Here is a 14960-nt window from a genome sequence, read left to right as displayed (position 1 = left end):
ACAAAAAAAATCCGGTGGCACCGCGGATCCCGGCGCCGGAGGGTCGTCCCGGCGCCACGCGGCAGCGCGGCGGCGTGCTCCGCCGCCGTGCCGGGCGGAAGCCGCGGCATCCGTGCGGACGGCCGCGGAGGAGAGCGGGGTGCCGTACGGCGCGGGCAGGGCGGCCGGGCCGGTCTCCGGCCGGCCCGGCGCGACGTACGAAGGCCCCTCGTCAGGGCCGCGGCCTCGGGTGCGTGACGTTCGCGGACCATAAACCGGCTGCCGGGTCGGCGGTGCTCCTGGACAGGTTCACCGTGCCGCCTCTCCCGCGAGCCCTCGCTCCACGGCCGCGATGATCTGCGGCCGCAGCTCCTCCGGCCGGATGATCGCGTCCACCGAACCGACGCGCTGCGCCCGCTGGATGGAGTGCACGCCGTCGAACTCCGCGGCGACCTCGCCCAGTTTCTCCGCGCGCACCGTCGCCCACGTGCTTTCCAGCCGGTCGGCGAGCTGCGCCCGCTCGCTGCCCGAGGCGGCGGAGATACGGGCCTCCAGCTCCGCCACCCGCGCGTCGGCGGCGGTCCGGGAGTCGACGTCGGCGGCGAAGACCACCGCCGCGGCCGGCGCGCCGCCGAGGACCGAGGCGTACGACCCGTCCACCGCCAGCACCGTCATGCCGGGGTTCAGGGCCTTCGAGAAGACCACGAACGCGCCGCCGTGGTAGCGCGAGATCACGCAGAACACGATCGGGCCGCGGAAGTTGACGATCGCCCGTCCGATCTCGGCCCCGTACTCGAGCTGCAGCTCGCGCATCGACTCCGGGGAGCCGTCGAACCCGGACAGGTTCGCCAGCACCACCAGCGGCCGGTTCCCGCTCGCCGCGTTCACCGCCCGCGCGACCTTCTTCGACGACCGCGGGAACAGCGTGCCCGCCGTGTAGGCGTCCGGGCCGTCGGTGGGCGGGAAGCCGCGCCGCTGGACCGACCGCGACTCGATGCCCACCAGGCACACCGGCCGCCCGCCGAGGTGCACGTCCTGCACCACCGCGGTCTCCGCGTCGGCCATGTCGGCCCAGCGCTCCAGCACCGCGTGGTCCTGGTCGGCGAGCGCGCGCATCACCGTGCGGATGTCGAACGGCTTCTTGCGGTCCGGGTTGGTCCTGGCGGAGAAGATCTCCCCGACCGTGGTGAAGTCGATGCCCTCGGCCACGTGCGGGAAGTCGGTGACGTCCCGGTCGACCGGGTCGGTGGTCCCCGCCTTGCGGGGACCGGTCTCGCCCGGCAGCACGTAGCTGTGGTCGTAGTACGACAGCAGCACGTCCCGGGCCGCCTTCAGGTCCGGCGCCCAGTACTGCGCCTGCCCGTTGGGGCCCATCACCCGGTCGTAGCCGCCGATGCCGAAGTTGTCCTCCGCGGAGACGCCGCCGGAGAAGTCCAGCGACCGCTTGCCGGTCAGCACCATCGCCGAGTCGGGGGTCATCACGAGGACGCCGCGGGTGTGCATCAGCATCGTGGCTTCGGCGTTCCAGTAGGGCTGCGCGCCGACGTTGACGCCGGCGACGACGACGTTGATCTCGCCGCCGTCCTGGGTGAAGTGCACGATGCGGCGCAGTGCCCGCGCGATCCAGTCCATGTTCTCGGTGCCCGAGTCCATCGCGATCCGGGCCCCCGCGGACAGCGCGTACCACTCGAGCGGCACCCGCAGCTTCTCCGCCAGGTCCAGCGCCGCGACCACCCGGGTGCACTCCGCCTCGGAGAGCGCGCCCAGCGCCTTCACCGGGTCGCCGAGGAGCACCACGCGGGTGACGCCCTCCGGAAAGCGCTCCGTCGGCGTGGTGGCCACGCCGGCCACGATGCCGGCCTTGTTCTGGCCCTTCGGCCGCCGCACGGGGACCAGTGCACCGGAGTCGTCGAGGTCGTACTCGGTGAACGTGCCGCCGGCGCCGGCGATCATGTCGAACAGCTCGTACGGGTAGACCGTGCCGCGGCGCCGCACCCGCAGCACCTTCTGGGCGTAGTCGTCGAGCGGCTGGAGCAGATCGGTGGGCGGGTCGGTGACGCTGAGGCGAACACCCTCGGCCCTGTCGTACGACACGTGCACCGCGGCGGGGACCAGCTCGCCGTTCCCGTCGGGCCGGCAGCCGAGGAACAGCACCTCCTCCACGCCCAGTCCCCGGGTCGTCGGCAGGATGCGCCGGGCCACCGTGTTCAGCTCCGCGAGGGTGAGGTCGCTGGGCGGGCGGACGTTGATGAAGATCCGGTTGGTGTCCTGGCGCCGGCTCGCCGGATGCCAGAGCTGCTCCTTGCGGATCGCGTCCAGGCAGGCGCCGAGCGCCGCCTCGACCTCGGGCAGCGCGAGGATGCGGCCCTCGTCGTCCCGCAGCGGCGTCAGATCACGGACCTGGGCCATCGCGACCAGCCGCTCGTCCGCCGGGTTGCTCGGCGCCACGCAGCGCAGCAGGTAGACGTCGTCGTTCACGGACGGCAGCCGGGTGAGGTCGAAGTTGCGCAGCCGCCGCAGCAGCAGACGCTGGCCGATGAGCGGGTGCATGCCGCGCATCAGCATGTCCTCGGCCGGACCGTCCTCGGACGGCAGGAACGTGAAGTGCTGCGGCGCCGCGCCGTCGCGTCCGGCGACCGTCGTGGTGATCCGGTGCAGGCCGGTGGGCAGCGAGCGGGCCAGCGTCGTGCGCAGTTCGGTGGCCATCTGGTCGGTCTCCGGGGGCAGGCCGGTCCAGGTGAGGTAGAACTCGGCGACGACCGCGGTCGAGTCCGGTTCCGCGGCGGCCACCTCCGCCACCGTCGCGGCGGCCCCGGCCAGGTCGCCGAAGTCGGCGACGGTCACCAGCAGCCGGTGCGTGACTCCGTCGAGTTCGTAGCGGCCGGTGACGAAGGGCCGTCCCGCGACGGTCTCGCAGCGCACGCCGGTCAGCCGGTGGTCGCGGTAGGCGCGGCGGATGAGGACTTCCAGCAGCGGGTCCGGCTCGGCACCGGGGCGGTCGACGCGCTCGCTCAGCAGTTGGATGAGCGACTCCGGGCTGGCGACCATGTCGGCGATCCGCTCGTCGCGGTCGGCCGCGTCCGGGTGCGCGTCGAGGTAGCGCAGGTGCTGGCGCACCTGCTCGTAGACCTTGGCGCGGCTGCGGCGCAGCGACGGCTGCGCGAACCAGCGGAACGCCAGGCTCCGCGCGAGGCCGCCGATCAGCGGGAAGCGCAACTGGGTCGCCCGGATCAGATGCTCCAGCGCCTGGCTCACGACCTGGCGCGTCCCGGCGGGCGGCGGCAACTCGGTGAGCCACTGCTGCAGCAGCGTGGTGATCACCGCGACGTCGGCGGTGGCGGCCTGCCGGGCGAGGAAGATCCGGAAGACCGCCTCCTCCAGCGCGGGCGTACGGTCCAGCCCGTCGACGCCGTAGTGGCCCAGCACCCGGCTCAGCCGGCCCTGGAACGTCTCCGAGAGCCCGGCCCGTTCGGCGTCGAGGCTCTGCAGGTAGGTGTGGAAGAACTCGCGCGGGCTGCGCACCCAGGTCTCGGCCGCGGCCTCTTCGTGCTCCGGCTTGTTGCGGCTCAGCTCGCAGATGTCGGCGAAGACCTCCAGCAACCCGGCCTCCGCGGCCAGCGGACGCTCCGGCAGCCCGGCGCGCAGCGCGAGGTAGCCGGCGAGGGGGTCGCCGGCCGCGGCCGGGTCGGCGTCGAAGCCCAGCATCCGGCTGCGCAGGTCCGCGAGGCCGCGCGCGGCACGGTCCTGCGCGGTCGGCTCGGCGGGCTCGGCGGGCAGGTCCAGGTCGGCACCGGCGGTCACGGGCGCGGCGTCGACGTCGTCCAGCGGCTCCAGGCGCAGCAGCGGTGCCCCGGTCTCGACCTGGCTGCCGACGGAGACGAGCGACTCCTTGAGCACCGCCCGGAACGGCGCGCGCAGCACCGTCTCCATCTTCATGCTCTCCAGGACCAGCACCGGGGCGCCTTCCTCGACCTCGTCCCCGCTGCCGAGAGGCGTCGCGACCACCAGCGCGGGGGCGGGGGAGCGGACCACGCCGCCCTCGTCGCGGCTGATCCGGTGCGTCACGCCGTCGACCTCGACCAGGTGGACCGGGCCGTGCGCGCCGGTGACCAGGCGGAAGCGGTGGCCGTTGAGCCGGATCTGGCCGGTGTGCTCGTCGAACCGCTCCAGCACGACGTCGACGGCCCGCACAGTGCCGTCGTCGGTGCCGGAGCGGAATCCCACGCGGTAGCGGCCGGGGCCGGTCTCGGCGACGGTGAGCCGGTAGCCCGCGCCGCGCAGGGTGAGGTCGACCGGGCGGCTGCCCTCGTGGTGCACCTGCGGGCGGCCGCCCCGGGCGGTGCCGAGCAGCCGCTGCAACTCGGCCCGCTTCCCGTCCTCGTAGGCCTCGATCGCCGCGGCGGCGAGCGCGACCCCGGAGTGCCGCGGCGACGCCAGCCCGCCACCGGCCCGCACCCGGTCGATCCAGCCGGTGTCGGCGCGGGCGTCGACCACGTCGGGCTCGTCGAGGAGGTCGAGGATGAAGCTCTTGTTGGTGGTGCCGCCCTCGATCAGCACGGTGGTCTCGCGCATCGCGTGCCGCAGCCGCGACAGCGCCTCCGCGCGGTCGCGTCCGTAGGCGATGACCTTGGCGATCATCGAGTCGAAGTCGGCGGGGATGGAGTCACCCTGGCTGACGCCGGTGTCGACGCGGATGCCCGGTCCCGCGGGCAGGTCGAGCAGGGCGATACGGCCCGGGGCGGGCGCGAAGTCGCGGTCCGGGTCCTCGGCGTTGAGGCGGGCCTCGACGGCGTGCCCGAGCTCGGCGGGCCGGGTGCCGGTCAGCCGGCCGCCGGCGGCCACATGGAGCTGCGCCTTGACGAGGTCCATGCCGGTGGTGGCCTCGGTGACCGGATGCTCCACCTGCAGCCGGGTGTTGACCTCCAGGAAGGCGAACATCTCGTCCTTGGGCTGGTAGAGGAACTCCACGGTGGCCGCACCGCGGTAGCCCACCGCGAGCGCGAGCCGCTCCGCCGACTCCTTCAGCCGCTCCACGTGACCGGCCGACAGCACCGGCGAGGCCGACTCCTCGATGACCTTCTGGTTCCGCCGCTGGACGGAGCAGTCCCGTACGCCCAGCGCCCACACGCCGCCCTGGCCGTCGGCGATCACCTGCACCTCGACGTGCCGGGCGTGGACGAGCAGCCGCTCCAGGAACAGCGCGCCGTTGCCGAAGGCGCGTTCCGCCTCCTGGCTGGTGCGCTGGAAGGCCTCGGCCAGCTCCTCCGGCCGGTGCACGGCCCGTACGCCACGGCCGCCGCCGCCCGCGGTCGCCTTGAGCATCAGCGGGTAGCCGATCCGTTCGGCCTGGCGCAGCGCGGTGTCCAGGTCCGCGACCGGCCCGTGGCTCCACGGCGCGACGGGGACGCCGACCTTCTCGGCGAGGAGCTTGGCGCTGATCTTGTCGCCCAGCTTGTGCATCGCCTCCGGCTCGGGGCCGATGAACGTCACGCCCAGCTTCGCGCACAGTTCGGCGAAGGCCGGATCCTCCGCGACGAAGCCCCAGCCCACCCAGGCGGCGTCCGCGCCGGTCTCGACAAGGGCGCGCTCCAGCACGGCGAGGTCGAGGTAGGGGCGGTCCGCGGCCCGGCCCAGGTCGTAGGCGAGGTCTGCCGCGCGTACGAACGTCGCGGTGGCGTCGGCGTCGGTGTAGAACGCCACGGTCTCGATCCGTGGTGCGCCCGTTTCATTGAGTTCACCGACGGCCTGGATGAGCCGCATGGCGGCCTCTCCGCGGTTGATGATCGCAACACGGCTGAACACCGGTCAGTCCTCCCAGATTTCGCATGCCGGTCGGCGGGGGCGCCGGGCGGCTGTTCCGCCCGGCGTGTCCGCTGGGTGTCGGGTCGGTACCGGATCCGGCACCGTGGCCACGGGGTGGTTCAGGACTGTTCTTGGAGCTTGTCGCGGAGGAGGCGGCTGAGTTCGACCCGGCGGGTCTTGAGCGTCGCGGTACGGGGCAGCCGGGCGAGGGGCAGGTGGACGGGTGCGGCGAGTCGGGGGTAGTCGCGGGTGGCGTGCCGCCACCGGTCCGGGTCGACGGGGGTGTCGTCGCGGGTGCAGACGATCGGGACGGGCCGGTCGTCCGGGCCCTGGACGACCACCAGTTCGACGAGCTCGTCCAGGCGGTCGAGCACGGTGTCCTCGATCTCCAGGCTGAAGCCGGCGCCGGGGATGGCGTCGATCTCGCGGTCGAGCATGTGCAGGCAGCCCAGCCGCGTGCGGTAGCCGATGTCGCCGGTGCGCCACCAGCCGTCGTGGACGTTCTCGTCGTAGCGGTCCTGTTCGCCGTGGTACGCCGTGGCGATGCCGTCCCAGCGGACCTCGATGGCGCCGGGGTTGCTCCGCGAGACCCGGCGGCCGTTCTCGGACGTCACGCGGACCCTGGCGCTGCCGGGCAGGGCGAAGCCGACGCAGCGTCCGTCCATCTTGCGCGCATGGCGGCGGTAGTACGGCCTGCCGACGGCGGGGCCGACCTCGGACTGGCCGTAGATCTGGAAGAACTGGGGGTGCCGGCGACGGGAGGCGTCCAGCAGGCGGCGGACGGTGCGGGGGTGGATGGCGTCGAAGGTGGAGGAGAAGTACTTCACCGACTCGAACGGCCGGCGCGGGTCGTCGACCAGCCCCTCCCACGCCAGGAAGGAGTTGGGCAGGGCCTCGATCAGACCGGGCCGGTTCTTGAGGAAGAACGCGGCGACGGCCTCGGGGTCCTGGTCGTTGACCAGGATCGTCGGCATGCCCTTCATCAGCACGAGCGCCATCGCCGCGAACAGCCGCGAGTGGACGAAGGGGATGCTGATCGCCGCGGTCTCCCGGTGCGGCATCAGGCCGAGCATGAACAACTGCGGCCGTAACCGGATCCGCATCGTGCGCGCGGTGTGCACCACCAGCTTCGGCAGCCCCGTCGTGCCCGAGGTGTGCGTGATCATCGCCGGCTCGTCGAGCCCGGTGAACACCGGCCGCGCCGCCGGGGCGTCCACCCGCTCCGCGAGCGCCGCCACGGTGATCACCGAGGCGGTGAGCCCGTCGAGGTCCTCGCCGGCCAGCAACTCCAGCTTCGCCGCGTCCGCCAGCAGGTGCGGACGCCCCAGCCGGTCCAGCAGCGCCGCCACGGTCGGGGCGTCGAGCGCGGGGGACAGCATCACGGGGATCGCGCCCAGGCGCGCCACCGCGGTACCCAGGATCCAGGAGTCGGCATTGGGGCGCTTGTAGACGACCACATGGTCCCCGGCCCGTACGCCCGCCGACGCGAGCCGGGTGGCCAGCTCGGCGACGTGGTGGGCCAGTTCCCCGACCGTGATGCGGCGGCCGGCTTCGGGGAGCACGTCGAGGTCGTGATCCAGTGTCAGCAGCATGGAACCGTGCTTCGCGGCGGCGCGCTGGGCGAGCGCGCCGAGGTACAGACCGCGTTTGTGCAACGCATTACGGTTCACCGGACCACCTTCCCCACCAGCGTCGTTGTTCCCGACAGAGCCGCACGGCGTGCTTTCCTGAGCGCACGCCCCACCAGCATCCGGCACCCCGCTTGGCCACCACACACCAACGACTTGGCGCTCACTTGGCGATGCGGCGCGTGCAATTCCACCGGCGCGCGCGCCCGGTTCGGAAAGTGTGTGACCTGGGGCTTACCGGCCCGCGCGGCTAGGGCGGCGATCATGTGGCCGGCACAGCCGCGGGGCTTCGGCGGTGCGCGTTTCGGCGGCCCGGGATTTCCGGAAGGACGGCGGCGGAAGGCGCATCCCGCCGCGTCCGTACGGGCCGGGGAACCGGCCCGTACGGACTTGGCCGCTACAGGGCGAGTTCGATGTCGAGATCCGTCAGCTCCGCCTGGACGCCGATCTCGGTGATGCGGCCGTCTCCGTCTCCGACGGTGAAGCGGAACGAGAGATACGGCTCGCCGTCCTTCACCCACACCAGTGCGGGCGCCTTGTCGACGACCGCGGGCAGCGGAGCCCAGGCGTGGCCGGCGAAGAGGCGGGTGACGGCGTCGGCGCCGTGCAGTTCGGCTTCGAGGCCCAGTTGCACGGCGGTCGCGTCGGAGCGCAGGACGATGTCCGGGTCGAGCATCGCCAGCAGCGCCTCGAAGTTCCCCTGGCGGGACGCGGCGAGGAACGCGTTGGCCAGATCGGAGCGGCCCTTCTTCAGGGTGAGGCCGTTCTCGTCGTAGACGCCGATGGCCCTTGTCCTGGCGAGCGGTGCGCCCTGCTGCACGCGGCGGCGGGCGCGGCTGGCCAACTGGCGGGCCGCGGCGGGGGAGCGGTCGACGATCGCCGCTATCTGGTCGAAGGGGACGGCGAACATGTCGTGGAGCACGAACGCCAGTCGCTCGGCGGGCGTGAGGGTGTCGAGGACCACCAGGAGCGCGACGCCGACGGAGTCGGCGAGGACCGCCTCCTCCTCGGGGTCGGTCGCCGCGGCATCGCCGTCCGGCTCGGCGGTCTCGGTCGTGTCCACCAGGTCTTCGGGGCGTGACTTGCGGGACTGCAGCATGTTCAGCGACACCCGGGCGACGATCGTCGTCAGCCAGCCGCTGAGGTTCTCCACTTCGTCGGTACGCGAGCGGCTCAGCCGGATCCAGGCTTCCTGGACGGCGTCCTCGGCTTCGGCGACCGAGCCGAGCATCCGGTACGAGAGCGCACGCAAACGGGGGCGATCACTCTCGAACCGCTCGGCAAGCCAGTCGTGATCACTCATCTGGTCAAGTCCTCCCACCGGCGCGTGCCATGTCGGTAACCGGCGGGATCTCGCCGAGGTGACGAGCCGGTAACCACCGCCTGGACCGGTGCCGTGACACGTCGCCGCCTCCCGCCTGTGCTCGTCGCAGCTGAAAAGTGACAACAGCCGGCAACGAGCCTACTCCGTACGGCAACGGCGGTGACCTGCGCCTCCGCTCGGGCCGGCAGACGTGCGCCGTCCGTACGCGGCCGGGCCCGCGGGATGCGCGTCCTCGTCACCGGTGGACGCCCCACCCGTCGCCGGCGGCGAGGACCGGCATCCGGGGGTACCCCCGCCCGGCGGCAGGGTCCCGGGGGCGGAGCGTCCCGGGGGGAAAGCGCGGCCCGGAGGCGGGCGGTGCCCGCGTGGTCGACAGCGAAGACGGGCGGCGCGACGGTGATGCCCTCCCGCGCCACGCGGCGTGCCGGCGCTCGCGTCACGTTTTCCGGCCCCCAGCGGGAGTTCCGGGACCGGGACGGCCGCGGCGGAATTCCGAACGTGCCGGGCGCACCGCCGGCATAGCGCGCGCTTCGGCGCCGGGGTGTTCTCGCCGGCCCGCCGCGGCGCCACGGCCGGGCCGCGCCGGACACCGCGAAGACGAGGCGCGCCGGTGCCCGCGGTAGGTGGCAGGGCCGTGCCTCGGGCCCCTGTCCTACAGGTGCCTGTTGCGGGTGTGACCTGCAGGTCCGCATGATCGGCGGGCTTTGTAAACAGGTTGCCAAGTCGACACCAAGCCGAACCCAAGCGAAGGGAGCAAAGATACCGCTTGCGCATCGGCCGAGAGCGCCGGTGTCGCTGGGCGGATTTGCTGTAACCCCGAGGGGGCGCGACGGGAAACTTCGGGGAAACCTCTACCTACCGAGGGTGGATGCCAGGCATGTCGACTCTTTGCAAGCCGGCGGTGAGCGTACCGGAATACGTCATCACCATGGAAGAGACCCTGGAATTCGCCAAGAAGGTGCACTCCGGAAAGCCGCAGTTGCCGTTGGCCCTCCGCCTCATCGAGAATACGGGCGTACGGAAGAGGCACATCGTCCAGCCCATCGAGAAGACCCTCCGCCACCCCGGTCTCCGGGAGCGCAACCGCATCTACGAGGCCGAGTCGAAGAGGATGACGCCGCCGGTCATCGAAGAGGCCCTGGCGAACGCGGACATGACCGCCCGGGACATCGACGCGATCATCTACGTGTCCTGCACCGGGTTCCTCATGCCGTCCCTGACCGCATGGCTGATCAACACGATGGGGTTCCGCTCCGACACCCGGCAGATACCCATCGCGCAGCTCGGCTGCGCCGCGGGCGGCGCCGCCGTCAACCGCGCCCACGACTTCTGCCGCGCCTACCCGGACCGCAACGTCCTCATCGTCTCCTGCGAGCTGTGCTCCCTGTGCTACCAGCCGGAGGACGACGACATCGGCTCCCTGCTCTCCGACGGCCTGTTCGGAGACGCCGTCGCCGCCGCCGTCGTACGCGGCCGCGGGGGCACCGGCGTGACGCTGGAGCGCAACGCCTCGTACCTCATCCCGGACACCGAGGAGTGGATCTCCTACGCCGTCCGCTCCACCGGCTTCCACTTCCAGCTCGACCGCCGGGTCCCCGGCACCATGGAGCCGCTCGCCCCGGTGCTGCGCCAACTGGCCACGACACACGGCTGGGACGTCGAGAACCTGGACTTCTACATCATCCACGCCGGCGGGCCGCGGATCCTGGACGACCTGAGCACCTACCTGAAGACCGACCGGTACATGTTCCGGCACAGTTGGTCGACCCTGACCGACTACGGGAACATCGCCAGCGCCGTCGTGCTGGAGGCGCTGCGCCGGCTCTTCGAGGAGGACTCCCTCCTGCCCGGCGCCGGCGGGATGATCGCCGGCTTCGGCCCCGGCATCACCGCCGAGATGTCGGTGGGCAGGTGGGTCGCCGAGGAGTCGCGCGAGAAGTCGGCCGGTACCCCCGTCGCCGCCGCCGTCGCCTGAGCCCGTGCCCGTCACCCACCACGAAGGGAAGGTCACATTGACCATCCTGGCCGGCGCCGGGCCGGCCGAACGACACGGCTGCGGGCAGATCACATTCCAGCCCACCCCCTCGTCCGCCACATTGCTCTTCGCCAGGTAAGGGCGAGCCGGCCGTGGCACGGGGGGAGCGGGACAGGTTTTCGGCGGAGGGAAGGCAGTGAGCCCTGATGGGAATCGGGTGGTCGTCGTGACGTGTACGCGGTCGGCGGTCGCCTCCGGCACCTCCTGCGAAGCGACGCCATGAACGCCGACGCCGTGATCGCAGCCAAGGAACTCGAGCCCCTGGAGGGCCTCGAGGGACTCTTAACGGGAGGGACGTCCAGTCCCGCCGGGTATATCGGGCCCACCCCCACCTCGCTGATCGGCCGCACCCGCGAACTCGACCGGCTCGCCACCGTGCTGACCGCGCCCGACGCGGGCCTGGTGACCGTCACGGGCCCGGCCGGGGTGGGCAAGAGCCGGCTCGTCATGGAGTACTTCCGCCGCTCCGGGTCCGCCCCGGGCGGCACCGTCGAGGTGTTCGACTTCGGCCGGATCACGGATCCCGCCATGGGCGCGCTGATGCTGCGCCGGCTGAAGGAGCAGTTCCAGGAGGGGCCCGCCGCCGTCCGCTCGGCCCTGGAACGCCTCGGGCCGGGGCCGCACACCGTGCTGTTCGACCATTACGAGGACTTCGCAGATGAACTGTCGCCACTGCTGGCCGAGTTCCGGCGGAGCTGCCCGGAGGTGCGGATCGTCACCGTCGGCACCGCCCGTCTCGGGCTGTACGGCGAGCGTGTCGTACGGCTCCGGCCGCTCCCGACCGGGCACAGCGCCGAGGCGGACCTCCCGGCCGTCGCCCGGGTTCCCGCCGTCGAGCTGTTCGTACAGTGCGCGCGGGCGGTGCGGCCCGAGTTCAAGCTGACCGCGGAGAACGTCCGCCACGTACTGGCCCTCTGCCGGCTCGCCGGCGGGCTGCCGTTCGCCATCGAGCTGGCGGCCGAGCAGGTCAAGCTCGCCGAACCCGACCTGATCCTGGAGCGCTCCGAGCGCGGTGCCGGCGATCTGCGGCGCATCGACCGGCACCCGTACTCGCGGCATCACAGCATCTCCGGGATGGTCGCCTGGGTGTTCGCCCGGCTGCGCGCCGACGAACGGCTGCTGCTGGAGCAACTGACCGTCTTCGAAGGACCGTTCACCACCCGCGCCGCGGCCGGCGTGCTCACCGGTTTCGACGCCGCCGGCTACCGGACCCTGGAACGGCTCATCGACGCGAGCGTGCTCGTCCCCGACGAGCGGGCCGACGGCGAGCTGAGCCTGAGCATCCCGGGCCCGCTGCGGCAGGCCGCGGCCCGCTCCCTCGCCCTGCAGCCCGTCCACGAGACGCTGCGCAAGGGCCACGCCGCATACTTCCGCGCGCTCGCCGCGCCACGCCCCGGACCCGCGCCCGAGTCCGGCGCCGCGGCTGCGGGTCCCCGCTCCGCGGCCGGCCCGGAGACCCGGGCCGACCTGCTCGCGGCGTTCGGCTACTGGCGGGAGGCCGGCGACGGCCCGTCCATGGCGGTGCTCGCCGGCGCGCTGCGCGGGCAGTCCACCGGCGCGGCCCAGACCCGGCAGTGCCTGCGGCTGACCGAAGAGGCGCTGCGGGCCGGTGTCGAGGACGCCCGGCTGCACGCCCGGACGCTGGAGGCCGCCGGCGGGCTGGCGATGCGGCTCGGCTCCGGCGCGGCCCGCGGCTACCTCGCCCAGGCCCGCGACGCCTTCCGCGCGCTGCACGACGACGCCGGCGTGGTGCGCTGCCTCGGTCTCCTCGGCGACGAGGCGTACGCCGGCGGCGACCTGGAGCGCGCCCGCCGCCAGTTCGAGGAAGGGCTGGCCGTCCTCGCCTCGCCCGGCCGTGCCGGGACCGCCGGCGACACCGCCGCCGGAGCCGGCCGGTACCTCACCCGGCGGCTCGCCGTGGTGCTGCGCGAGGCGGGCAACCTCGCCCGCGCGGACGAACTGGCCCGTACCGCGCTGGCGGCGGAGCTGGGCCGCGAGGACTTCGGCGCCGCGGTGACCGCCCGCTACGTCCTCGCCTCCGTCCGGCTGCTGGAACAGGACTCCGCGGAGGCGCGCATCCTGTTCGCGGACGCCGCGGAGCAGCTCGGCGGGCTGACGGATGCGGCGGAACGTCCCGAGTGCCTGGAGATGCTGGCGATCACGCTCTACAAGTGGCGCCGTATCACCGACTGGCGGCTGCTCACGGCGACGCTGGGCCTGGCCAACCGGCTGCGCCGGCGGCTGGGCCTGGCCCGCCCCCGGCCGCTGACCGAGCAGACCACGACGATCCTCGCCACCGCCAGCCAGGAGCTGTCCGCCGACGACTACATGTGGGCGTGGCGCTCCGGCGCCGAGCTGACCTGGGAGGCGGCGCTGCGGCTGATGCCCGCCGAGGACGCGCGGCCGGTGGCCGGGGCCGACGTGCCCACCGACGTGGCCGACATCCTCACCAAGCGGGAGCTGGAGGTCGCGCTGCTGGTGGCCGAGGGGCTGACGAACCGCGTCATCGCCCGCCGGCTCGGCATCGCCGAGTGGACGGTCGTGAACCATCTGCGCAAGGTGATGCGCAAGCTCGGCTGCCAGTCGCGCGTCCAGGTGACCCGCCGGCTCGCCACCGGCTGAGCCGGCGGCGGCGGAGGGCGGGCCCGCACCCCGCCTTCCGCCCGCCCGCTCGCAACTCCGGCCGCGCACACGGTGTTACGTGATCCGTACACATCCGTGCTGACACACTGTGGACCGGCCCCGTACGATCCGCTACCGGGGGACGGGAGAGCTGCGCCGGTTCGTTGGCGGGGGATTCGTGCGACGGCCCGCGGGGCACGCGGGAGCGGTGCTGCTCGCCGCCGTGCTCGCCCTCGGAGGCTGCACGGGCGGCGAGGGCGGGCCCGCCGGTGACCCGGACCGGCCCGCGCGGCGGCACCTGGCAGACACGGACCCCGGTGTTCCTGGCGGCGGCCGGCGCCGCGGCGGCGACGCCCCCCGCCCCGGCTACGCCTTCCGGCCCACCGCCGCGTACTGGGACACCTCCGCGTCCAGCGCCGCCGCCTCCGCGTCGGCCGGCGGTTCCCCGTCCGGCTTCCAGCGGTGCGGCGCGACCAGACCCGGAGCGACCAGCTCCAGTCCGGCGAAGAAGGGCTCGATCGATCCCTTCGTGCGCGTGGTCAGCGGGATGCCCTGCTCGTGGTAGATGTCCTCCACGTACCCGATGTGCCGGGGGTCGAAGTCGGGGGTGCCGTGTGACAGGGCCAGGAAACTGCCCGGGGCCAGCGGCTTGAGCAGCGTCTCCACTATCTGGTGGGCCGCCTCGCGGTCCGGGATGAAGTGGAAGAGCGCGTTGCAGGAGAGCGCGACCGGCCGGTCGAGGTCCAGCGTGCCCCGTAACTCGGCTGCTTCCAGGATCGTGTGCGGCGCGGTGACGTCCGCGTGGAGGTAGGCGGTGCGGCCCTGCGGCGTGCTGGTCATCAGGGCCTCGGCGTAGCGCAGTACCAGCGGGTCGTTGTCGGTGTAGAGGACCCGCGCGGCCGGGTTGGCCTCCTGTGCCACCTGGTGGAGGTTCGGTTCGGTGGGTATGCCCGTCCCGATGTCGAGGAACTGGTCGATGCCCGCCTCGGCGGCCAGCCAGTGCGTCGCGCGGCGCATGAACGCGCGGTTGACGCGGGCGGCGGTGCGCGCCTGGGGCCAGACGGAGAGCACCTGCCGCGCGGCGGCGTGGTCCACCTCGTAGTTGTCGTGCCCGCCCAGGATGTAGTCGTAGATGCGGGCGGGATGTGCCCGGGTCTGGTCGACGTGGGAAGCAGCGGGGGTCTCGTCGGTCACGTGGTCAGTCCGTTTCGGTCGTGCCGGCGCTCGGCGGTGGGGGGTCGCGGCGCACGGGACGTGCGCGGCGGCGGCCGGGGCGCCGGCTCAGGAGAGCAGGAAGTCCGCGTCCCCGTTCTTGATGCCGTCGATGAACGCCCGCATCTCGTCCGCGGTGTAGATCAGCGCGGGGCCGTCGTCGGCGGTGCTCTGCCGCAGCGCCACGCGGCCGTCCGCGAGCCGCTTCGCCTCGACGCAGGCGTCGCCGTTGGGCCCGCTCCAGGGCTTGCCCCAGCCGTCGGCGCCCAGCTCGTGCGCGGGCATGCCGTTGTAGACCTGCCCTTCCGCCGGTGCGCCGGTGCGGCGGGCGCCGTCCGTCCCATGCGGGTCGGTCATC

At 73.1% G+C, this 14960-nt stretch carries 7 protein-coding genes; 2 read left to right on the top strand and 5 right to left on the bottom strand.

Features of this window, described 5'->3' with window-relative positions:
* Window positions 1–288: 288 nt before the first annotated feature.
* From I003_RS0118650 to I003_RS0118640, 3 genes are all read right to left on the bottom strand, one after another.
* Window positions 289–5781, bottom strand: a complete 5493-nt coding sequence (locus I003_RS0118650) for an ATP-binding protein (RefSeq protein ID WP_027772889.1) — start codon at window positions 5779–5781, stop codon at window positions 289–291.
* Window positions 5782–5900: 119 nt separating this feature from the next.
* Window positions 5901–7451, bottom strand: a complete 1551-nt coding sequence (locus I003_RS0118645) for a class I adenylate-forming enzyme family protein (protein ID WP_027772888.1) — start codon at window positions 7449–7451, stop codon at window positions 5901–5903.
* 355 nt (window positions 7452–7806) lie between these two features.
* On the bottom strand, window positions 7807–8712 hold the full coding sequence (locus I003_RS0118640) for a sigma-70 family RNA polymerase sigma factor (protein WP_027772887.1): 906 nt from the start codon (window positions 8710–8712) through the stop codon (window positions 7807–7809).
* 898 nt (window positions 8713–9610) lie between these two features.
* On the opposite strand from I003_RS0118640, the gene I003_RS0118635 reads away from it, so the two are divergent.
* Together I003_RS0118635 and I003_RS0118630 are read left to right on the top strand one after the other, a co-directional pair.
* A complete protein-coding gene (locus I003_RS0118635; RefSeq protein WP_199784322.1) occupies window positions 9611–10708 on the top strand; it encodes a type III polyketide synthase in 1098 nt (365 codons plus the stop codon).
* 279 nt (window positions 10709–10987) lie between these two features.
* Window positions 10988–13390, top strand: coding sequence for a LuxR C-terminal-related transcriptional regulator (locus tag I003_RS0118630; protein WP_486584285.1), 2403 nt, complete (start codon window positions 10988–10990; stop codon window positions 13388–13390).
* A gap of 366 nt (window positions 13391–13756) precedes the next feature.
* Here I003_RS0118630 and I003_RS0118625 read toward each other — a convergent pair whose 3' ends face one another.
* Both I003_RS0118625 and I003_RS0118620 read right to left on the bottom strand, forming a co-directional pair.
* Window positions 13757–14584, bottom strand: coding sequence for an SAM-dependent methyltransferase (locus I003_RS0118625; RefSeq protein WP_027772884.1), 828 nt, complete (start codon window positions 14582–14584; stop codon window positions 13757–13759).
* Window positions 14585–14671: 87 nt separating this feature from the next.
* Window positions 14672–14959: a DUF397 domain-containing protein gene (locus tag I003_RS0118620; protein WP_486584284.1), complete on the bottom strand. Its 288-nt coding sequence runs from the start codon at window positions 14957–14959 to the stop codon at window positions 14672–14674.
* Between the last annotated feature and the right edge of the window lies 1 nt (window position 14960).

The organism is Streptomyces sp. CNQ329 (assembly GCF_000482585.1).
Note: the sequence above shows the minus strand (reverse complement) of the source record. Positions and strands in the feature narration are given on the sequence as shown.